Raw genomic sequence first — 21461 nt, 5'->3', positions numbered from 1 at the left:
AGCGTATCTGTTAATCAGGCAGAGACATTAAACTTGCATTGCCTCCAGCTGCTGTTGTATCAACAGTATAAGTACGTTCATGACAGAGTCGAACTAAATAGTTAGGTCCACCTGCTTTAGGGCCTGTTCCTGATAGTCCCTCACCACCAAAAGGTTGTAAGCCGACAACAGCACCTATCATATTTCGATTGACATAACAGTTACCTGCATGAATATTCTGTCTGATGTATTCGACGGTTTCATTAATACGGCTATGAATACCCAGTGTTAAACCATAACCCGTTGCATTAATTTGCTTAATCACTTGATCCAGATCTTTTTGCTTAAATTGAATCACATGCAAGACAGGACCAAACACTTCTTTTTCTAGTGCATTGATGTGATCGATAGCAATAGCTGTTGGGGGCATAAAATATCCAGACTCAAGTGATTCATCCAAAGCGCATTGGTAAATGATTTCAAAACGCTTTTTCATATTCTCAACATGGTTCTTTAATATGGATAAAGCTGCTTTATCAATAACAGGCCCTATATCTGTAACAAGCCAGCGTGGATCTCCTACAACTAACTCTGCCATAGCTCCTTTTAAAAGTGCTATCGCTCTTGGATAGACCTCTTCTTGAACGAATAATACGCGTAACGCAGAGCATCTTTGTCCAGCACTACCAAAGGCTGAGTTAATTGCGTCCACAACAACCTGTTCTAACAAAGCAGACGAATCAACGATCATTGCGTTTTGGCCACCTGTTTCAGCAATCAATGGAATAATTTTCCCACCTCGTGTCGCCAAGGTCTGATTAATAAGATTGGCAGTGTCTGTTGAGCCTGTAAATAAGACGGCTTTAATGCGTTTATCAGCAACCAATGCAGCTCCTATTGTCTCACCAGGGCCAGGAAGTAATTGTACAGCACCTACTGGAACCCCTGCTTGATGCATTAATTTAACCGTATACGCCGCAATTAATGGAGTTTGCTCTGCTGGTTTTGCAATAACACAGTTCCCCGTTACTAAAGCAGCAACAACCTGACCCGTAAAAATTGCCAAGGGGAAATTCCATGGACTAATACAAAGTATCACACCTCGAGGATGTAAACTAAGCTCGTTTAACTCACCTGTATAACCTGTCAAACGCAAAGGAGAGGCTAAAATTTGCTGTGCTTGCATGGCATAGTAGCGACAAAAATCAATGGCCTCTCGCACCTCTGCAATACAGTCATTCATTGTTTTACCTGCTTCAAGGCAGGCAATGGTCATAAGCTCGTCTTGATTTTCTTGCAATAAATCAGCAAAACGATTAATACATGCAGCGCGATCTTTAACAGGCATATTAGACCAAATCGGGAAAGTTTGTTCAGCACTAGTCAAAGCCTGCGCTACATCCTGAAGCGATGCATTTTGGACTGTCCCTATAATATGTTCCGTTTGTTGTGGCGATTCTATTCGTTGCTTTTCACCTATAAGTGTAATTGTGCCTGCAATAATAGGTTCTGCAGTCCATTGCTGTAGCTTGATTTGCGCCATTTTTTGTTGCAAAAATGCACACTCGCTACGATCTGTAAAATCAAAACCTTTAGAGTTTTTTCTGTTAGGTTGAAACAGATCCTCAGGTAAAGGAATATTTTGATTCATCTTATGCAATAATGCCGTGGCCTTTTCAACAGGATCCTCAACCAATGTACTAATAGGCGCATTATCATCAACAATACGGTTTACGAATGAGGAGTTGGCTCCATTTTCTAATAATCGACGTACTAAATAAGGAAGCAAATCTTCATGACTGCCTACAGGAGCATAAATACGGCAAGGAATACCATGACACTCAGCAGGCACTATTTGTTGATATAATTCATTACCCATTCCATGCAAACATTGGAACTCAAAATCCCGATAATCACCGGTAATATTTAAAATCATTGCCACAGAATAAGCATTATGTGTCGCAAATTGAGGGTAAATTGCATCCGTCATCGTCAGTATTTTTTTCGCACATGCCTGAAAAGAAACGTCTGTAAAAACCTTACGCGTAAACACAGGATATTCTTTAAGTCCCTGCATTTGTGTTTTCTTGACTTCGCTATCCCAATAAGCACCTTTAATCAAGCGCACCATGATTCGGCGTTGTTTTTTTCTAGCAAGAGCTGCGACCCAATCCAATACATAAAAAGCTCTTTTTTGATAAGACTGAACCGCTAAACCAAAACCATTCCATCCATCTAAACTAGAATCATTAAAAACACGCTCCATTACATCAAGTGATAAATCCAAGCGCTCAGATTCTTCAGCATCAACAGTTAGAGCAATGTCATAATTTTTTGCCAAACGAGCTAGTGCCAATAGTTTAGGCGGTAACTCTTCCATAACTCGTTCATGTTGGCTTTCATTATAACGAGGATGTAATGCAGAAAGTTTTATAGATATTCCTGCACGTTTGTATACATTTGAATTTTTGTCAGCCTGCCTGCCAATCGCTTCAATTGCTGCTTTGTATGCCTCAAAATAACGTGATGCATCAATCGAAGTAAGCGCTGCTTCGCCTAGCATATCATAAGAATAACGATAACCTTGAGCTTCTTTCTTTTTTGCTCGACTCAAAGCTTCATCAATCGTTCTGCCCATGACAAATTGTTTACTCATAATTCGCATCGCTTTATCAACGGCTTTTCTAACCACAGCCTCGCTACTACGATTCACAAGTTTCATTAAAGATTTAGTTAATGTGTTTTCAGCTTTTTCTGGGGTGAGTATTTTACCTGTAAGCATCAGGGCCCATGTTGTTGCATTTACAAAAAAAGAATCACTTTGTCCTATATGAGATTTCCAATCACCGCCAGACAACTTATCTTTGATTAAATTATCAATTGTAGCGCTATCAGGAACACGCAGTAATGCTTCAGCCAAGCACATAAGTGCAATACCTTCATCACTAGATAAAGCATACTCAGTTAAAAAAGAATCAATACCCGTGCTTTTTTTTCGTTCTGTACGCACTGACTCAACCAACTTTGTTGCACTATTCCTAATATCAATTAATTGCTGTTGCCCTAATGCAGCTTTATCACAAAGCTCCGTTATTAACGATAACTCATCAACACGATAGGCATGATTAATAGCAGCTCGTATTCCTTCAGGTAATTGTATGATCTGCTTTTCCAGCATAGCATTCTCCGAAATCAAATATATAACTATTCTTCTCCCTATTATCTCTTGAGGAATATCAAGCAATATCGGGTTTAAAAGAGTTTAAAAAAGTAACAGCCAAGTATAATTTAGTGCCATATAAAATGGAATGCACTAGCTATTATTTTGCTATAGAATACAGTATAAATCTGCTGTAAACGCCGTAATTATACCTATTTTTAAGCAAAAGATCTGTTATTTTTTTAACGGAATAGGATTAATTTTACACTATACGGTCAATATTTTCCGTGACAGATAGGTACAAATTAAACCTATTTGTGTTAATTATAGACAATATCTTTTTACCCCCCTCAAATAACCCCATGAATTGATTAATATTTTTCCCTGATGGACAAAGAAAGCCCTAGTAATTTTACAATTACATGAATTGTTAATATAATCACCATTTTTTTGAAGAACAATAAAGGCTATTTACAAGAAGAAAGGAGAAGTATGAACACCCTATTGACTCTAATCTCAACCATAATCTTAACTAGCAATATAACTTCCAGTGCGCCTACATTTGCGGCAAAGACTGAGCCAGATATCAATGCTAAATTACAGCATTTGAGCAGCAAGGCACCCAAATTAAATAGAAATGTATTAAAGCTTGCATTAACTGCATATAGAAATGCCAGCAAAAGAGGCGCTGTTAAAAAGCCAGTGCTTACTGTGATTGATTACTCTTTACCTTCAAATAAGCAACGTATGTGGGTATTTGATCTCAATAGAGAGCGCCTCCTATACAATACTTATGTTGCACACGGCAAAAATTCAGGCGTGAATAAAGCAAGTCATTTTTCGAATGTTCATTCAAGTAAACAATCAAGCTTGGGTACATATATTACCAAAGACACCTATATGGGTCATAAAGGTTATTCACTCAACCTGCAGGGTTTGGATAAAGGCTTTAATGATAATGCATTAAGTAGACGCGTCGTAATTCATGGCGCATGGTATGTAGAGCCTGATTTCATAAAACGTTCAGGTCGAGCCGGACTTTCTTGGGGCTGTCCTGCTATTGCTCAAACTCTAGCAAAACCCGTCATTAATACCATTAAAAATGGTTCCGTAATTTTTGCTTATTTCCCTGATAAAAAGTTTTTATCCAAATCAGGCTATTTAGTGGCATAAAATAAAAAAGCCAGGGTTAACCCCTGGCTTTCGCAGTCATCCGTATAAGAACTTCCAGTTCTTATGATCATCCATGATTAATCATATCCATATGATTACAATTCCATTTGTATGACTCATATCCATACAAGTCATGTTTTAAATGTAGCAATAGAAAGTAATAACTTCAAGGTTGCTTCAGGCTCATTTCTTGAGTTCTTTCTGGTAAGCAGGCAAACAAGAGATTTATTTTTTTGTTAAAAAACAAGTAGTTAAAAAAACACGCTGTAATTTATGTCCAAAAAAACGGCTGTTGTCTGCAGCCTGATTGAGAAATATCTTACAAGAGATCGAGCAAAAAAAACCATTTCTATTCGTTGATTTCAATATCTACTTCTTAAAATAACTAAGGATAATGGGTATCTTTGCATACAAGTGCTTGATTATGTCGAAAGATGTGGTAGTTTATTCTGCATCTAGAAACGCTTTAGAGCTATACAATGGATAAACAACAGTTAACTGCAGTTAAAAAAGATAGATTACAAGTGATTGATTGGCTTATTGAACATTTTCCAAATGCTTTTTTTAAAAAGGGCAATCAGATCAAGCCACTAAAAATTGGGATATTTGATGACATCATCGACTTCTATGAACGGCTTGACTCCCCGCCATTCAGTAAAAAATCTTTGAGAGAAGCTTTAAGCTACTATAGTGCATCACCAGCGTATCTGAATTGTCAAAAAGAGAACTCTGCTCGTATTGATATTTATGGGAATGAGGTGGATGTGGTAACTCTAGAACAAGCGAGATATGCACATCAACGCTATGTAGAGCGCTATAGTAAGAAGCAAAACTCAGAAAACAAATAATTGTAGCCTGAGTGAAAAGCGTAGTAGAGCCCAGGAAAAACCCCGGGTTCCGCTACACTGCAGGCCAGTTCTTCCCTTCCTGCTCTCACACCTATCTACGCTGTAGATTAATTAATTAGCGTAAAGCCATCAAATAATTAACTCTAATATCAGAGCCTAATGAAGCGCTTCTTAAAAAGGGGTTGTAGTCCATGCCTTTCAAATCAATCAAGTTAAAATCCCAAGGCCGTGCCATCGCAAATAACTCACTTGGTTTAATAAATTTTTTGTAATCATGTGTTTGTTTAGGCAGTAAATTTAAAATATATTCCGCAGCAATAATTGCAGTGGCATATGCTTTAATTGTTCTACTAATTGTTGATACAAATAAAAAACCTTGTGGTTTGAGTAATCGTCGGCAATGTTCAAAAACCAATCCGGGATTTTCTACATGCTCCAACATTTCCATACAAGTGATGACATCAAATTGATGATCGTTATATGCCTCCACCGAAGTAGATAAATAACTAATCTGTAGATGACTATTTTTTGCATGTTCTTGAGCTACCGAAATTGCCTCAGGCTCAGCATCTATCCCTGTAACACGTGCTCCAGTGCTTGCCATAGCTTCACACAGAATGCCACCGCCACACCCTACATCCAAAACAGTCAGATCATTTAAATCAACATGCTGCTTTATAAAATCAAGCCGTGTTTGATTTATGTCATGCAAAGTTTTCAGTGGTCCCTCAGTATCCCACCATAAACTGGCATGCTGAGCAAATTTACTAATTTCTTGAGGATTAACGGTTGATTCAGTGTGACTCATAGTGTAATAAATCCAGAGGTTTAAAAAAATCGATAACTCGCTGATTGGTAATAAAACTTACGTTATAAGGATGTTCTGCAATCAGTCCTATAGGCAATTTATCTTGTGCAGCAGTTTCCGCAATTTTACCCAATAAAATAAGTTGAATAGAGGGCTTAACTACTGTCAATTGACTAAAAAGACTTTGCATAAAAGGCTTCCATTGCCTTGCATGATAAGGAACCCTGCCCTCACTATAAACCAAACAAGCATTGAGCAATAAAATTCCCTTCCTCATCATTCCTTCAAACAGTTGTTGTCCTGTTTGAACTAAAGAGCTTTTATTTAGTAATGCAATATTGGCTTGTGATGTATTGGAGTTTAACTCGCCGCGTGCAACAAGTAACATTTTAATCCAGTTACGCAAAGAAGTTGCTCTATTAACCGATTTACTTAATCCCCCCTCACTCCATAAGTTCCCCACTGCATTGTCCCAAAAAGCATATCCATTTGCTGAGTCTTTACGTGGATAAGGTGATTCACCTAATAAAATATATTGAGTCTCAGCAAGTGGTAAACTAAAAGCGGCGAATAATCGTTCCTTTCCGGGCAACCAATGTTCATCATGCATTAACTGATGCAAATAATTCGGATCCATAGTTTCCAGGGCTTTAGCAACAATTTCTTTCCAATCAGCATGACAATTACTTAATATAGATTGATTTTCCACTTTAATGCTTGGTGAAGATAATTCTAGTGACACTTCCACTCTGCCTCCTTAAATAGGCGTATATTTACACAGATCTTCTGAGTACTTGAGTAAACAAAAAAAGTAACTGGGGTAAATGCAATGCATAATCGTAACTGCTTAACCTACATTCTTCAATTAAAACCTAAAATAATCGCCTAAAGTATAGATAAAATTATATAAAAACAGTTATGGCAACTTATAAATTTTTTTCCATATTATAGAAAAATTATCCAGCCAAGATACTCCAAATTGGTTCGAATTTTTCCAAATCCAGACAAGCGAGCCTTTTACTGCATGTTGTTTTAAATAACTCCAAAACAAAAAACTTTTACTTGCTTTATTAATGTCTTGTGGTTAAAAATAGAATTTAAAGGGAGATTCTTAAACACAGGGAGTGGTGTATGTCTACTAAAGAACTAGAGCTTGAAGTACATATTAAAAGAGATTCTAATCCTTCTAACTCAAATACTAATTCAAATAAAGCAATCGTTGAAAAGGCATTAGCACAGATGAGTTTCTCTGATGCAGCAAAACAATTATTGTTAGATCCAGCTACTTCACCTGATTTAGATAGTTTGCAAAGTATTGCTTTAACACAAGAACACTTAGCCCAGGTCAAAAAAAGTCTTGGTGCAATAGTTGATAGTTTACAAGATAATCCAAGCCTTATTTCGCGCGCAGCTGCTTTTTGGGGTGAACTGCCTCTATGGCAAAGAATTGTTGGCGGAGTTGCCCTATCAGGTCCGACACTCATTATTGGCGCTGCAGCACATATTGGTTTTCTCGTAACGATTAGTGGTGTGAGCGCTTTAGCTTACACAACAAGCGGTATTGTTCTCGATGACCATCATTACCATACCAAAAATATTGCTCAAAAATTAAAAGAAGGAATTTTTGGGGTTGCAGAAATCCTTGAACTGACTATTGGCGCATTAGATTCAATTCGTAAAAAACTGGCTGCTGAAATAGATAAGTTCAAACAGGAAAATGAGAAACTTGCGCAAAATATTACACGTTTGAATGAAGAAGTTGAAACTTTGAGTGCTCAGGTGGAAGTTTATGTTGAAACAGAAAAATTACTGCGTAAGACTGTCGAAAAACTTGAAAGTACTGCATTATCTTTTAAGCAAGACATTGAAAAACAAAGTGAGCAGTTTCAAGCCACGCAAAGAGAACTTGCAAAAGCAAAAGATGAGCATTCACAAAGTCTCATACTCCTATCCCAGAAGACCTCTGAGCTGTCAGAAGTCAGATCCTCTATGGGAATTGAACTAGAAAAAGCAAAAAGAATTGCAGACAGTTTGAAGGGAACTGTGAAAATTCTCTCTAATACAGCAATAAACGATTCCAGCCAACGACAGGCATTTCAAGAAAAATTAAATACCTTCTTAACCGATAAAACTGCTAGTTTTGATGATGTGGCAGAACGAATTACCAAAGCGGAATCGGAACTTTCTGTGGTTAAATCTGAATTAAAAGCAAGTACAGAACGATTTAATAAATTATTAGAGCTTCAAGAACAACAACTAAAACGCTTACAAGGTCTTGATCATCGCGTTGAAGCAAGCCAGCATCCTATTAAAGGTGATACAAAAGGTAATGCAAAAGGCGATGACCAAGTAAAATCTGATGGACTGCTGAGTAAATTGGGTCTTATGGCGTTACCCCAAATATGGCCAATCGGTTCAGCTCAACCTGTCAAACAAAATTCGCCCCTACCACCTGCGCCTGCGCCTTAGATAGAATCCTCCGAGTAATTCTACTCGGAGGATTCTATCTATTTCCCTCTGGCTATAACATTGTGAAGTACTCTAATTTCAGCTATTCTGTATTTTTAGTTTAAAGTTAAAAACCGTGATAGAACCATATAATAAACTGATAAATATAATAAAAAATAATCAAGAAACGATGGTAAAGCAACTCCATCAGTTTTGTGAAATTAATTCTGGAACAACCAATTTAGAGGGATTAGCTAAAATGACTAATCTCTTGCAAAAAAACTATACCCCTATAGCCGACACAGTTCAAATAAAAAAACTTCCTCCATTATCAGTTATGGATATGTCCGGTAATACGGTATTACAAACCTGCGGGGATGCTCTGTTTATTAGAAAAAGACCTCACTTGAAGCGTCGAGTTTTACTCTGCGGACATATGGATACCGTTTATACCGCAGAGAACCCTTTTCAGAAATTAACATATATTAATGATAATTGTATTAATGGCCCAGGTGTTACTGATATGAAAGGCGGGCTTATCGTGATGTTGCATGCTTTATCTGCTTTCGAGCAAGATGAGTGCGCTGCAAAACTTGGTTGGGATGTTTTGATTAATGCGGATGAAGAAATAGGCTCACCTGCATCCAGCATATTGTTCGACGAATTAGCGGCCTATTATCAAGCAGCTTTGGTCTATGAGCCCGCTATGACTCCAGATGGTACCTTAGCAAAAAATCGGAAAGGAAGCGGAAAACTAACGCTTATTGCTACGGGTAAAGCAGCACATGCAGGGCGAGCTTTTTCAGAGGGACGAAATGCAATTTGCTATTTAGCTGAAGCCGTTTGTGCTGTACATGATCTTAATGGGAAGCGCGAGGGAGTGACAATTAACGTAGGAATAATTGCAGGTGGTGAGGCCCTCAATGTGGTTCCTGATAAAGCAGTAGCACAGCTTGACATACGTATTAGCCTTCCTGAGGATGAGTTTTGGGTACGAACTGAACTTGATAAAATTATTAGTCAATTAAAACGCCAAGGTTATTCTTTAAGTGTGCATGGTGTTTTTGGTAGACCAGTAAAACGTGTTTGTTCTGGTACGGAGCGCCTGTTTCATCGTATCCAACATTTAGGGCAAGAGTTAGGTTTGACTATAGATTGGAAAGATAGCGGTGGTTGTTGTGATGGAAATAATTTAGCCCAATATGGTTTACCCGTCTTAGACACTCTTGGTGTCCGGGGTGGTAATATCCACAGCGCGGAAGAGTATATATTACTTGATAGTTTATCCGAACGCGCTGCGCTCAGTACCCTGCTTTTGCTTGATCTTGCCCAAGGTGGTTTAGAGGATCTAACATTGTGAAGTACCCTGATTTCGGCTATTCTGTATACAATAGGCTGATAAATATAATAAAAATAATCAGAAAAGAATACTAAGGCAACTGAGCTGAATAAGTTATTAGTCAATTAAAACGCCAAAATTATTCTTTAAGTGTGCATGGTGTTTTGATAGATCAGTAAAACGTGTATGCTCTGGTACAAAACGTCTGTTTTTTCGTATTCAACATTTAGGACAAGAGCTAGATTTTTCGATAGATTGAAAGATAGTGGTGGTTGTGTTGGAAATAATTTAGCCCAATGGTTTACTAGTTCTACACACTCTTCGTGTTAAGGGCAGCAATATCCACAGCGCGTAAGAGTATATATTACTCGATAGTTATCCGAAACGCGCCGCGCTCAGCACCCTACTCTTGCTTGATCTGGCTCAAAGTGGTTTAGAGGATCTAAAAAAATGATGCTATTTCGTAGTGCTCGTGATACAGATTTAGACGCCATTCATCATTTGGCTGAAGAAAGTGGCATAGGAATAACAACGCTTTCCAAAGATAAAGAAATCTTAAAAAAACGACTTCGCTGGTCTACTGACTCATTCAAAAAAAATGTTGAGAAACCGCAAAATGAGTATTACTTATTTGTTTTAGAAAACGTCACAAATAAAAAAATAATAGGGGTTTCAGGTATTGAATCATGCATTGGGCACGAGGCTCCTTTTTATTCTTACAAAATTTCTAAGCGCACTCGAGTTTCTCGTTCATTAAAAATACGAAGTGATTATGAAGTTTTAAGCCTGGTAAATGATAATCAGGGACGAAGTGAAATCTGCACTCTTTTTTTAGAGCCCAATTATAGAAAAAACAAAAACGGCTTATTACTTTCTAAAGGCCGCTTTATGTTTATTGCACAACATCAACAACGTTTTGCTTCAACTGTAATCGCCGAAATGCGCGGAATTTCAGATGTAAATGGTATATCGCCCTTTTGGGAGAATATAGGAAGTCACTTTTTTCACATGTCTTTTGCTGAAGCCGATCGACTCACTTTAGCGACTGATAAGCAATTTATAGCAGATCTAATGCCGCGTAACCCTATATATATTAAATTGCTCTCTGCAGAAGCCCAGGCAGTAATAGGCCAAGCTCATCCATCAACACAGGCGGCGATGAATATTTTGCTCAGAGAGGGGTTTCGCTATAACAACTACATTGATATTTTTGATGGGGGGCCTACGCTTGAAGTGCCATTATCCAAAATCAAAACCATAGAGCTTAGTCGCGTTGTCACCATTAAAAACATTAGTGACGAGGTCAGTAGCGCTAACTATTTATTAGCAAATACGCAATTAGATTTTCGTGCAACCATTAATAGTGCTTTAGTAAACAGAGAAAATAATACCTGTATCATTAGTAAAAAAACAGCAAATCTTCTTCAGGTTAAATGTGGGAATCAACTACGCATTGCTCCCGTATTATTTGATTATGGAGCGTTACATGATTAAATCAGGCATATTAGATGGGAAAGGACAATACATTAATGGTCATTGGCTAAAAGGCCAGGGAACGACTTTGGAATCAGTCAATCCGAGCTATGGTACCTTATGTTGGCAAGGTACTAATGCAACGGAGCAAGAGGTTTCTGCTGCATATGACGCAGCATATCAAGCCCTTTTCCCTTGGTCTGCACTTGATTTTGAAGCACGCGCAAATTATACCCAGAGATTTGCCAAACAAATTGAAAAAAACCGTGATCAATTAGCACACCTCATTGCATTAGAGACTGGAAAGCCACTATGGGAAGCACAGACTGAAGTCAATGCGGTGATAGGCAAGATTAATTTATCCATTCAAGCGTTTCAGGAAAGAACAGGAGCAAAAGTAACCAAAACGGCAGAGGCAAATGCCTGCCTACGGTTTAAACCTCAAGGTATCGTGGTCGTTCTTGGCGCATTTAACTTTCCAGCTCATTTAAGTAATGGACATATAGTCCCAGCACTTCTAGCAGGAAATACGATTCTTTATAAACCCAGCGAGCATACGCCTGCGGTAGCAGAGCTCATTATGCAATGTTGGCATGAAAGTGAACTACCTCCTGGTGTAATAAACTGCTTACAAGGTGATGTAGTATGTGCGAAAGCCATACTTTCGCAAGACATTCAGGGGGTCTATTTTACTGGTAGCTATGCAACAGGGTTAAGTATTCATCAACAATTTATTAACAAACCGGAAGTGATATTAGCTCTTGAAATGGGCGGAAATAATCCTTTAGTTATTGATGAAGTTAGTGATCTAAACGCTGCTGTTTATCATGCATTGCTCTCTACAATCATTACTGCTGGCCAACGCTGTACTTGTGCACGACGCGTTATTATTCCTGACTCAACGCAGGGCGATGAGTTTTTAAACCGATTTATCAAAATGTGCTCATCTGTCAAAGTGGGCCCGTTTGATCAAAAACCTGAACCATTTATGGGGCCAGTGATCAGCCATGCACAAGCATTGAAGCATATTCACAGCCAAAAGAAACTGATTGTGTCAGGTGGTACTTCCTTATTGTCCATGTCATTACTTGCTGAAGATACAGGTCTACTATCACCAGGCATCATTGATATGACCAATTTTGAAAACCCACCCGACGAGGAAATTTTTGCGCCTTTAGTACAAATACATCGTTACACCCACTTTGAACAAGCAATTAGTCTGGCGAATCAAACTCGTTATGGCTTAGTTGCTGGCTTATTAAGTGATAATGAGCAGCATTATCACCAATTTTATCAACGAGTCCGAGCGGGACTAATTAATTGGAATAGACCTACTACAGGTGCTAGCAGTAGCCTTCCTTTTGGTGGGGTTGGATTAAGTGGAAATCATAGACCAAGCGCCTACTTTGCTGCAGATTATTGTGCTTATCCTGTAGCCAGTATGGAGCAACCCCTTTTAACAATGCCTGAACAGATATTACCAGGTATTGGTAGATTTGGAGCACTGTAGCCCAGCATCCCCTTATTCTGAGTGTAACGAGGGCTCTCCGCACGTGATACAGTGTAATAATAGGAGAGCCCTCGTTACGCTCGAGATGACGTTAAATGCTCCCGGATAAGCTAAACTATTCCGGCTACAGTGCTTCAAAAGCTACGATAAGAACTCTATGATCCGGACTAGAATTTAGAATGGAAGATTAAAATGAACGTTTATGAATTAAACATGGACGGCCTGGTTGGCCCTACCCATAATTATGCAGGCATTGCACCGGGTAATCTCGCATCGTTTTACAATGCACGGGCCATTTCCAATCCTCAAGCAGCTGCCCTGCAAGGTTTAGCAAAGATGGGCTTACTGCACAAAATGGGTTTAAAACAAGGATTATTTCCACCGCATCAACGCCCCAATCTTGAGTTACTCCATCAATTAGGTTTTTGTGGTACACCCACAGAACAAATTAACAAAGCTTATAAAACCGCACCAGAACTTCTAAGTGCGTGTTATTCCGCTTCAAGTATGTGGGCAGCCAACGCCGCTACAGTCTCTCCAAGCACTGATACACATGACCATAAAGTACATTTTACAGCGGCAAACCTCATAAGTAATTTACATAGACATCATGAAGCAGATTTTTCAAAAAAAATTCTGGAATTTATTTTCTCTAACCCCAATTATTTTCATCATCATCCTATTCTGCCACGGTCAAGCATTACAGGAGATGAAGGTGCGGCAAACCACAATCGACTTTGTGAAAACTACAGTCAGCTAGGAGTTCATCTTTTTGTATATGGGAAGAAAGCGTTAGAGAAAAATAAAGCAAATATTGGCCCAACAAAATATCCGGCACGCCAGACTCGCGAAGCATCTGAAGCCATAGTACGCCAACATCAATTATCAAATAATCAAGTTGTGTTTGCCTGCCAGAATCCTCTTGCTATCGATCAAGGGGTTTTTCATAATGACGTTATTTCTGTAGTGAATGAATCCGTTTTTCTAGTCCATGAACATGCGTTTCACCAACAAGATTCGGTTCTTAAAGAGTTAAGTGAAAAAGCTCCATTTCCTTTAAATATTATTCAAATTTCACAAAAAGAACTTAGTGTTATCGATGCAGTTGAAACCTATCTTTTTAATTCACAACTTATTAGTTTAAAAAGCTCAAACACAATGATGCTCATAGCACCTTTTGAATGTCAAAATAATCCTCGTTCTAATGCATGTATTGAGAGAATACTTACTGATGAATCAAACCCTATCAATTCAGTACATTTTCTTGATCTGAAGCAAAGTATGCAAAATGGCGGTGGCCCTGCTTGCCTGAGATTGCGCGTTCCCTTAAATGAAGAGGAGCTTCGAGCCATGCATCAAGGCGTATTAATCGATGATGAATTGTTAAAGGTTTTGGAAAGGTGGGTATTAAAACACTATCGTACCGAGTTAGTCACAACAGACTTAGCTGATCCTTTGTTTCTTGATGAATGTTTTTTGGCATTGGATGAGCTAACACAAATTCTAGAACTTGGATCAATTTATCCCTTTCAATTAGAGAAGACACGCTGAAATGTGGAAAACGAAGTTAGGAAGATGTATTTATACCTCCCCTTCAGGTTATAAAGTATATCAAAACTTATGCTATCGTTGGCTGACATTAGGTAGTACAGCGCTCCAAACCGTAATCAACCGCTATAAACCACATAAGCCTGTTTTATATTATCTTCCTGCACTTACATTAATGGCTCGCCAATATCCAGGCGTGACGTGTATGTTAGGATTAGGCGGTGCTGGAATTGCATGGATGTTAAAGGATATACCCTTAGTTGCCGTAGATAATAGTGAAGAAGTTATTGACATAGCAAAGCGTTTTTTTATGATAGACCACTTAAAAAATTTAAACGTTATCCATGAAAATGCGGCGGATTACATACAAAAGCAGCCCCCCAAATATACTCATCTAATCATCGATCTCTATAACGCAAACCATTTTCCGCCTGAATGCGCTAATGCTGATTTTTTTGCTTCGTGTAAAAGAATAATGACTGAAGATGGCTTTTTGGCTATAAACTTAGCCAATATAAAAGAACAACACCCAATTTTCCAATTGGTAAAAAATCAATTTAATAATACCCTGGTTGTTCCCATACGAAATAGTGCAAATATGGTAATTTTTGCTTCCCAAAATGAAAGCAAAGAATTATTCATGGACCAAGTAAAGCAAACGTTTGCTTTTAAACGTATTATTTGGGTCGAGTCATGGGGCTTTGTTGGAGATTATAAACCAACCCATTGGTCCCAATTAATGACTTTTTTTAGAAAAAAATCGCTATGAGTATTTTGATACGTCATCATGAACCTCAAATACATTGGTATGCCGAATAGCGTCTTCAATCTCCTTTAAAAGCAAATATAGCAATTTGTATCATACTTCTCAGGTTTTAAAGCAACAAGGGAGTAAAAAAACAATGGGATAATAGAATATATTTAATGTAATCAATATGTTAATGAAATCGACTTCGCCATGGCGCACGTAAGAAAGAAATACTTAAGCGTATTGTTAGATGCTGGGCTTAACAGCCCAGCCTACGGTCATTGAGTCATTTTTTCATGATGGTTGGTGTTCAATGAATGGTCTTGAACGCTTTTTCTATAAAATAACCGCTGTATTCCACGAAGATACTTCCGCAGTAAACGTTTCAAGAGCCTCCATTTCCATAGAGGGTTTAAATAAACCATATGCAGTCAGTCCACCAGCAATAAGTCCTGACACCACACTTGAAGAGGCAACAGTTACTGCAGCAGTATAACCGCTTAATATCCCAGCAAAAAAGGCTCCTGGACCGGTCCACCAACTATAAGCCACCCCAATTGAGAAGCCAATTAATGCTGTTACAGTTAATACAATGGCTGCTGCAGCAACTGCAAGTACTGCTTTAAGTACGCTAGGGCTCTCACCTTCTAGAATAATTTCACAGTTTTTTGTAAAGCGCTTAATAGCCTCAGCCTTATCCTTTGGAGTAACTCTTGACGAATTAGAATTAGCCAATATAATTTTCGAAAGCCCACCTAATTCAATATCTATTAATGCATTTTTTTTCTTTGGTAGATTGTTTACACTCTCTTTTAGTTTTATAACAGCTTCAGTCCATGAAAGTAGAAGCTTAGATTCACAGTGAATGCGGATTAGATTAAAAAGCTCCTCTACATTCTCTCCATTTTTTGCTGATGTAATGATGAAATTGGCAAATAATCCTTTTGAATTAATTTTTTCCAGTTTTGCACGATTTGCGGCAGGAAGATCTGATTTAGTGCCAACACATATAATTGGGGCAAGAGGAGCAAATTTACGAAACTCTTGGATGCTTTTAATCAGTTCTTGCTCGTCAATTTCTTCTGTTAAATCAATGCAAAATACGCCTACGTCGGCTCCTTTATAATAATATGGATTGATTTGTTTAAATCGCTCGTCTCCTGATATATCCCATAGGGCCACAGTATTATTGGAGTCAAGGTCTCGAGAGAAAAAATCAACGCTTAAGGTAGGGGGTGATGCTTCTTCAAAATCAATTTTCTTTTGAGCAACTTTATGAGCGAGTTTCGTTTTACCACTTTTACCAAAAACAACAACTTTATACTTCATAAGAACCTCCAAAAAACTATTCAGAAGCATTTTAGGAAAATATATTAAGCTATTTGTAATAATGGATAAAAAAGCTTAATAGATACTCTTTATCATGACTAAGCTGGAAAATTAAAGTACTTGGTGCTTTTTGAATGAATAATGCTATAAAAAATTACAGCTTGAGGTTATTCACCTCAAGCATCAATTTGATCTAAATTACCATTAAATCTTTTTCTTTTTCAGCCAATAATGCATCTACTTCTAGAATATATTTATCGGTTAATTTTTGAATGACTTCCGTTGCTCGACGCTCATCATCTTCAGAAATAGCCTTATCCTTAACCAGCTCTTTCAATTGATTATTTGCATCCCTTCTGATATTACGAATAGAAACTTTTCCTTGTTCGCCTTCATTACGAACAACTTTAATAAGTTCTTTTCTTCGCTCTTCAGTTAACGGAGGCATAGGAACGCGAATAGCAGTACCTGCTGTAGCAGGATTTAAGCCCAAATCTGAGTTCAAAATTGCCTTTTCTATAGCGGGTACCAAGGCCTTTTCCCAAGGGGTAACCAATATTGTACGTGAATCACTAGCAGAAACATTAGCAACCTGGCTCAATGGAGTCATCGTTCCGTAATAATCAACTTGCACATGATCCAGTAAACCAACATTCGCTCTTCCTGTGCGAATTTTTGTTAAGTCTGTTTGCAACACCTCAATCGTTTTTTTCATTCGCTTTTCTGAATCTTGCTTAATCTCATTAATCATGATTAGCTCCGACTATAGTTCCTACGCGCTCTCCAGATACAATTCTTCGCAATGCATTAGGTGCAGCCATATTGAATACCTGCAATGGCATGCCTTGATCTTGACAAAGACAAATTGCAGTAGAGTCCATTACTTCTAAGCCTTGTGTTAATACTTCAATATAAGTTAAATAATCATATCGTTTGGCATTAGGATTTTTAAAGGGATCTTCCGAGTAAACACCATCTACTTTAGTGGCTTTTAAAACCACATCAGCACCGATTTCAATGGCTCTTAAACAAGCTGCTGTATCAGTAGTAAAGAATGGGTTGCCTGTTCCAGCTGCAAAAATCACAACATGTCCAGTGCGCAAATGAGTAATTGCCTTACGTCGATGATAAGAATCAACAACGCCCATCATGGGAATAGCAGACATAATACGTGCTGGCATATCAATTCGTTCTAAAGCATCCCTAACTGCCAAAGCATTCATTACAGTAGCCAGCATTCCCATATGGTCACCGGTTACACGTCCAACACCTGCTTGTGACAGTGCCTTACCTCGAAATAAATTACCACCACCTAATACGAGACCAACTTCAACGCCCATTTTAATTAATTCAGCGATATCCCTGGCTAAGGTATCCAAAACCGAGGGATCAATACCGAATTGTGACTTGCCCATAAGGGCTTCGCCACTGTATTTTAGTAAAATACGTTTATATTTTAATGTTGGGTGACTTTCATTCATCATGTACGAACCTGAGCCATCACTTCTTCAACAAAGTTGTCTTCTTTTTTCTCTATGCCTTCACCAACTTCATAACGAATAAAGGAAAGTACTTCAGTAGATTTTTCTTTTAACAGTTGTCCAACTTTGATGTCTGGATTTTTAACAAAAGGTTGGCCTAATAAACTGACTTCATCAATAAATTTATTGATTCGACCTTCAATCATTTTATCGATAATTTCTTGTGGTTTGCCACTTTCTTTTGCTTGTGCTGTAAAAATTTCTCGTTCATTTTCAATAGCATCAGCAGATACTTGATCTCTGCTTACAACGATTGGCTTACTGGCTGCGATATGCATAGCAATGTCTTTTGCAAGCTCTTCATCACCTGTTTTAAGTGCAGCCATAACACCGATTCGTGAACCGTGTAAGTAATAACCAATAACTCCTGCATCACAAGACATGCGTTCCAAACGTCTTAATTTAATGTTTTCGCCAATTTTTGCTACTAATTCTTGACGAGCTTGCTCTACAGTATTTCCAGCAGGAAGTGCAATTGCAGACAATTCCTCAATCGTAGTCGCAGAACTATTTAATGCGGTTTCAGCAACCATAGTAGCAAAGTGAGTAAAGTTCTCATCACGAGCAACAAAGTCTGTTTCACTATTAATTTCAAGCATTATTGCACGACGTCCATCTGCAGAACGTGCAATAACCACCACACCTTCAGCAGCAACGCGATCCGCTTTTTTATCTGCTTTTGCTTGACCTGCTTTACGCATTTCAATAATTGCGGCTTCAATATCACCGTTGGTTGCTATTAGAAATTTTTTACACTCCATCATGCCAGCGCCGGTACGTTCACGTAACTGCATGACTAAACTTGCACTAATTGACATTTTTCATTTCTCCGTATAGCAAAAAGGGGGCAAATTGAGGTGTTTAGACACCCGGCCCCCTATATTTTAAAGTTTAATTATTCCCCAGCTTTTTCTGCATCACTGGCTTGTTCAACCACTTCAACAAATTCAGCATCAGATGCACCTACTCCAACTGTGTTAGTACCTTTAGCATCTAAAATTGCATCAGCAACACAGCGTACATAGATATCAACTGCTCTCATAGAATCATCATTACCAGGAATAATGTAATCAATGTTTCTTGGACTATTGTTTGTATCAACAATACCAATAACGGGAATTTTTAGACGATGAGCTTCTTCAACGGCAATGTGCTCGAAACCAACATCGACGACAAATAGAGCATCAGGCAAGCCACCCATGTGCTCAATACCACCTAAACCTCTTTCTAATTTCTCAAGTTCACGTGTCAGCATCAATGCTTCTTTTTTAATCATTCCATTCAGTAAGCCCTTTTCTTTCATTTCTTTTAATTCTTTCAAACGAAAGATAGATTGACGAACTGTTTTATAGTTGGTCAACATGCCACCTAACCAACGATGATCAACGTAAGGCATGCCACAACGTTTCGCATGTTCACGAATACTGTCTTGTGCAGCTCTTTTAGTGCCAACAAATAGAATCTTTGCTTTGTTTGATGCTAGTCTACCAACATAGTTTACTACGTCGTTAAGCATCACCATAGTTTTTTCAAGATTAATAATGTGGATTTTATTACGGGATCCAAATATATACTCTCCCATTTCAGGATTCCAGAAACGAGTTCTGTGTCCAAAATGAGCACCTGCTTCAAGCAATTCACGCATACTTACATTCATTTTTTTGTCTCCAGGGTTATTCCTCCACATTTCCCATACGAAACCCTCAAGGGACCCTATCGTATGTGTCGAAACGTGTGTGTATTTAAAGCGCGTCCTTTATACCATATTCAATGAAACTCATCAATCAAATTCACATTCAGATCATTTTTTTTATCTTGTGCTAAGCTTTTTATTAATAGCTCCGTTTTGCTTGTAATCAGCATACGCGAACTGGTTTTTTATATGCGGTAATTTATTGAACTCAAAAATAAGAAAAAAAATGTATCAATATAACCCAAAATTACATGTAAAAATCTGGTTAAGCAATAATCCGAACGTATTCATGAATTTGGAAAATCAAATTCGCCTTATTGAAATGCGTGAAAAAAATCCGAATGATACTATTCATTTAGTATATGAATCTACTTTACTCACCCATTCATCAGTGAATGCACTCCGTGAGTTTTGTAGGGAACATCATATTTTTTACATTGATGCAAACACAATACACTCCTCACTACAATCAGATGATGAAAAAAAATTATACTCTTTCTATAAAGATGAAATTTATAATTTAAAAACAGGCGGAAATTTAGCTGTTGCAAGTGATATTTTAAGATGGCTTTCGCCAATATTTAAAAAGGGAACTTATACCGACTTTGACTTTCCAGTTGATACATCACAACTCCCTAATCTCATTCCAACTGAAACGCCCATATTGCTCAACATTGGTAGTTTAAAAATGGGAAGAAAGGAGTTTATCCTCGCAAATAACGATTTTGTCGCTATAGTAGATGCGCTGGCAGCGGAGAAAAGTATCAAGCGAGTACATGGCGGTCTTATTGCCAGACTATCTCATTATGATACCGACTTTATTGAGCGGACTGAAACTGAATTAAATGAAGACAGTTTTATAAATCGTTATCTCTTAAAGTTCATGAAAAATCGCTCTGAATCACTTTACATTGCGAAATCTAAAGAAATTACACCACCTGATACATCTAATTCTTCATTAAGAATTAGAAAATACATTAATGAAGTGATGACAGATAAAAGTAAATTCCTAGACTTTAATAAGATTTGCCCTCAAGAAAGCCATGAGGAAGTCATAAAAAGATTAAGAAAAGAACTTCAATCACAACTAAACTTCATAAAATATCTCTTTTTTAGTAAAGAATACTCCTTAACCAAACGAATTTTAGAAACAAATGATGATAAGTTCTTAACTTATCTGATGAAAAAAGAGCAAGACCTTTATCTTAAATCAATTGTTGTATGTACTACAGGCCCAATACAGATATCAAATGCTCTATTTGACGGATATGTTGTAGATACTGATAAATTTATCAAAGAGATCCAGCCCCATTCTTTTAACCATTATGGCTTGCAAAACGCTTTTTGTTCACAAAACTCTATCCCTTTGCATGAAAATGTTTTAGGAATGCTCAAGTTTCTTGGTGTTGATGAGGGATTATTAAATGATTCTTCATGGTTAGATTCAGGGAAAAAACTACAAACAACACGAACTAAATTGCTTACCGCCCGACAAAAGGAACTGGCTTTAAGCTTACCTACGGCTTTTTCTATGATAAAAAGTGATTTGGAAGAATGCATTCAAAAAATAGCACCAGTTTCGGAGCGATCTTTTTCAAGAAACAAGAACAATTTAAAAGCAGAAGATCTTGGGCTTATATTAAGCTGTTTTAATCAAGATAATGAATTTAACATTCTCCAATTTAAAAAAATTTTACATAGTATTCATGAGCATAAACAAGATGAATACATGCAAAAATTAATCGAAGAGCTTGAGAGGCTTTGCCATGATGCAATAATTTTTAGTCTTGCAAAAAATAAAAAAATAAAATTAACGCATCCTTCATATTAACAACCCTAGCCCCTCCTTTCCTCATTAAAAGTC

General features: G+C 37.7%; 17 protein-coding genes. 9 read left to right on the top strand and 8 right to left on the bottom strand.

What is annotated here, in order from left to right:
• Positions 1-10: 10 nt before the first annotated feature.
• Positions 11-3157, bottom strand: coding sequence for a bifunctional proline dehydrogenase/L-glutamate gamma-semialdehyde dehydrogenase PutA (putA, locus tag Lste_RS06725; RefSeq protein WP_058510282.1), 3147 nt, complete (start codon positions 3155-3157; stop codon positions 11-13).
• A gap of 474 nt (positions 3158-3631) precedes the next feature.
• Here putA and Lste_RS06720 point away from each other — a divergent pair, with 474 nt between their 5' ends.
• Together Lste_RS06720 and Lste_RS06715 are read left to right on the top strand one after the other, a co-directional pair.
• On the top strand, positions 3632-4312 hold the full coding sequence (locus tag Lste_RS06720; RefSeq protein ID WP_058510281.1) for a murein L,D-transpeptidase catalytic domain family protein: 681 nt from the start codon (positions 3632-3634) through the stop codon (positions 4310-4312).
• A gap of 479 nt (positions 4313-4791) precedes the next feature.
• The gene (locus tag Lste_RS06715; protein ID WP_058510280.1) at positions 4792-5160 is read left to right on the top strand and encodes a ProQ/FINO family protein; all 369 of its coding nucleotides are present in this window, start codon (positions 4792-4794) and stop codon (positions 5158-5160) included.
• Positions 5161-5275: 115 nt separating this feature from the next.
• Here the strand turns inward: Lste_RS06715 and ubiG are convergent, their stop codons facing one another.
• Positions 5276-5968 carry a bifunctional 2-polyprenyl-6-hydroxyphenol methylase/3-demethylubiquinol 3-O-methyltransferase UbiG gene (gene ubiG / locus Lste_RS06710; RefSeq protein ID WP_058510279.1) on the bottom strand — a complete coding sequence of 231 codons (693 nt, stop codon included), beginning with the start codon at positions 5966-5968 and terminating at the stop codon, positions 5276-5278.
• Positions 5955-6716 carry a uracil-DNA glycosylase family protein gene (locus Lste_RS06705; RefSeq protein WP_058510278.1) on the bottom strand — a complete coding sequence of 254 codons (762 nt, stop codon included), beginning with the start codon at positions 6714-6716 and terminating at the stop codon, positions 5955-5957. Before Lste_RS06705 ends, ubiG begins: the two co-directional genes overlap by 14 nt.
• Positions 6717-7099: 383 nt before the next feature.
• On the opposite strand from Lste_RS06705, the gene Lste_RS06700 reads away from it, so the two are divergent.
• The 6 genes from Lste_RS06700 (at position 7100) to Lste_RS06675 (ending at position 15055) form a co-directional block, all read left to right on the top strand.
• Positions 7100-8437, top strand: coding sequence for a LegC2/C7 family Dot/Icm T4SS effector (locus Lste_RS06700; RefSeq protein WP_058510277.1), 1338 nt, complete (start codon positions 7100-7102; stop codon positions 8435-8437).
• A 118-nt stretch (positions 8438-8555) separates the two neighbouring features.
• The gene (locus Lste_RS06695) at positions 8556-9776 is read left to right on the top strand and encodes a hydrolase (protein WP_416338557.1); all 1221 of its coding nucleotides are present in this window, start codon (positions 8556-8558) and stop codon (positions 9774-9776) included.
• 429 nt (positions 9777-10205) lie between these two features.
• Positions 10206-11249 (top strand): arginine N-succinyltransferase, encoded by a 1044-nt coding sequence (locus tag Lste_RS06690; protein ID WP_058510276.1) that lies wholly within the window; start codon positions 10206-10208, stop codon positions 11247-11249.
• Positions 11242-12738: a succinylglutamate-semialdehyde dehydrogenase gene (astD, locus tag Lste_RS06685; RefSeq protein WP_058510275.1), complete on the top strand. Its 1497-nt coding sequence runs from the start codon at positions 11242-11244 to the stop codon at positions 12736-12738. The genes Lste_RS06690 and astD overlap by 8 nt, the downstream gene beginning before the upstream one ends.
• 192 nt (positions 12739-12930) lie before the next feature.
• Positions 12931-14289: an N-succinylarginine dihydrolase gene (astB, locus tag Lste_RS06680; RefSeq protein WP_058510274.1), complete on the top strand. Its 1359-nt coding sequence runs from the start codon at positions 12931-12933 to the stop codon at positions 14287-14289.
• Between the two features lies 1 nt (position 14290).
• Positions 14291-15055, top strand: coding sequence for a spermidine synthase (locus Lste_RS06675; RefSeq protein WP_058510273.1), 765 nt, complete (start codon positions 14291-14293; stop codon positions 15053-15055).
• 315 nt (positions 15056-15370) lie between these two features.
• Here the strand turns inward: Lste_RS06675 and Lste_RS06670 are convergent, their stop codons facing one another.
• The 5 genes from Lste_RS06670 to rpsB form a co-directional block, all read right to left on the bottom strand.
• Complete coding sequence (locus Lste_RS06670; RefSeq protein WP_058510272.1) at positions 15371-16363, bottom strand: Rab family GTPase; 993 nt, start codon at positions 16361-16363, stop codon at positions 15371-15373.
• Between the two features lie 193 nt (positions 16364-16556).
• Complete coding sequence (gene frr, locus Lste_RS06665) at positions 16557-17114, bottom strand: ribosome recycling factor (protein WP_058510271.1); 558 nt, start codon at positions 17112-17114, stop codon at positions 16557-16559.
• Positions 17107-17847 (bottom strand): UMP kinase, encoded by a 741-nt coding sequence (pyrH, locus tag Lste_RS06660; protein WP_058510270.1) that lies wholly within the window; start codon positions 17845-17847, stop codon positions 17107-17109. Before pyrH ends, frr begins: the two co-directional genes overlap by 8 nt.
• A complete protein-coding gene (gene tsf / locus Lste_RS06655) occupies positions 17844-18722 on the bottom strand; it encodes a translation elongation factor Ts (RefSeq protein ID WP_058510269.1) in 879 nt (292 codons plus the stop codon). Before tsf ends, pyrH begins: the two co-directional genes overlap by 4 nt.
• Positions 18723-18799: 77 nt before the next feature.
• The gene (rpsB, locus tag Lste_RS06650) at positions 18800-19561 is read right to left on the bottom strand and encodes a 30S ribosomal protein S2 (RefSeq protein ID WP_058510268.1); all 762 of its coding nucleotides are present in this window, start codon (positions 19559-19561) and stop codon (positions 18800-18802) included.
• 262 nt (positions 19562-19823) lie between these two features.
• Between rpsB and Lste_RS06645 the strand changes: the two genes are divergently transcribed.
• A complete protein-coding gene (locus Lste_RS06645; RefSeq protein WP_058510267.1) occupies positions 19824-21428 on the top strand; it encodes a glycosyltransferase family 88 protein in 1605 nt (534 codons plus the stop codon).
• Positions 21429-21461 lie beyond the last annotated feature (33 nt).

The sequence above is a fragment of the Legionella steelei genome (genome assembly GCF_001468005.1).
Classification (GTDB): Bacteria; Pseudomonadota; Gammaproteobacteria; order Legionellales; family Legionellaceae; genus Legionella; species Legionella steelei.
Note: the sequence above shows the minus strand (reverse complement) of the source record. Positions and strands in the feature narration are given on the sequence as shown.

Coding starts and splice junctions, on each gene's coding strand:
- tsf (WP_058510269.1), bottom strand. CDS start 18,722: ATGTCAATTAGTGCAAGTTTAGTCATGCAGTTACGTGAACGTACCGGC.
- Lste_RS06700 (WP_058510277.1), top strand. CDS start 7,100: ATGTCTACTAAAGAACTAGAGCTTGAAGTACATATTAAAAGAGATTCT.
- astB (WP_058510274.1), top strand. CDS start 12,931: ATGAACGTTTATGAATTAAACATGGACGGCCTGGTTGGCCCTACCCAT.
- Lste_RS06675 (WP_058510273.1), top strand. CDS start 14,291: ATGTGGAAAACGAAGTTAGGAAGATGTATTTATACCTCCCCTTCAGGT.
- Lste_RS06645 (WP_058510267.1), top strand. CDS start 19,824: ATGTATCAATATAACCCAAAATTACATGTAAAAATCTGGTTAAGCAAT.
- Lste_RS06690 (WP_058510276.1), top strand. CDS start 10,206: ATGATGCTATTTCGTAGTGCTCGTGATACAGATTTAGACGCCATTCAT.
- Lste_RS06670 (WP_058510272.1), bottom strand. CDS start 16,363: ATGAAGTATAAAGTTGTTGTTTTTGGTAAAAGTGGTAAAACGAAACTC.
- rpsB (WP_058510268.1), bottom strand. CDS start 19,561: ATGAATGTAAGTATGCGTGAATTGCTTGAAGCAGGTGCTCATTTTGGA.
- ubiG (WP_058510279.1), bottom strand. CDS start 5,968: ATGAGTCACACTGAATCAACCGTTAATCCTCAAGAAATTAGTAAATTT.
- pyrH (WP_058510270.1), bottom strand. CDS start 17,847: ATGATGAATGAAAGTCACCCAACATTAAAATATAAACGTATTTTACTA.
- frr (WP_058510271.1), bottom strand. CDS start 17,114: ATGATTAATGAGATTAAGCAAGATTCAGAAAAGCGAATGAAAAAAACG.
- Lste_RS06720 (WP_058510281.1), top strand. CDS start 3,632: ATGAACACCCTATTGACTCTAATCTCAACCATAATCTTAACTAGCAAT.
- putA (WP_058510282.1), bottom strand. CDS start 3,157: ATGCTGGAAAAGCAGATCATACAATTACCTGAAGGAATACGAGCTGCT.
- Lste_RS06715 (WP_058510280.1), top strand. CDS start 4,792: ATGGATAAACAACAGTTAACTGCAGTTAAAAAAGATAGATTACAAGTG.
- astD (WP_058510275.1), top strand. CDS start 11,242: ATGATTAAATCAGGCATATTAGATGGGAAAGGACAATACATTAATGGT.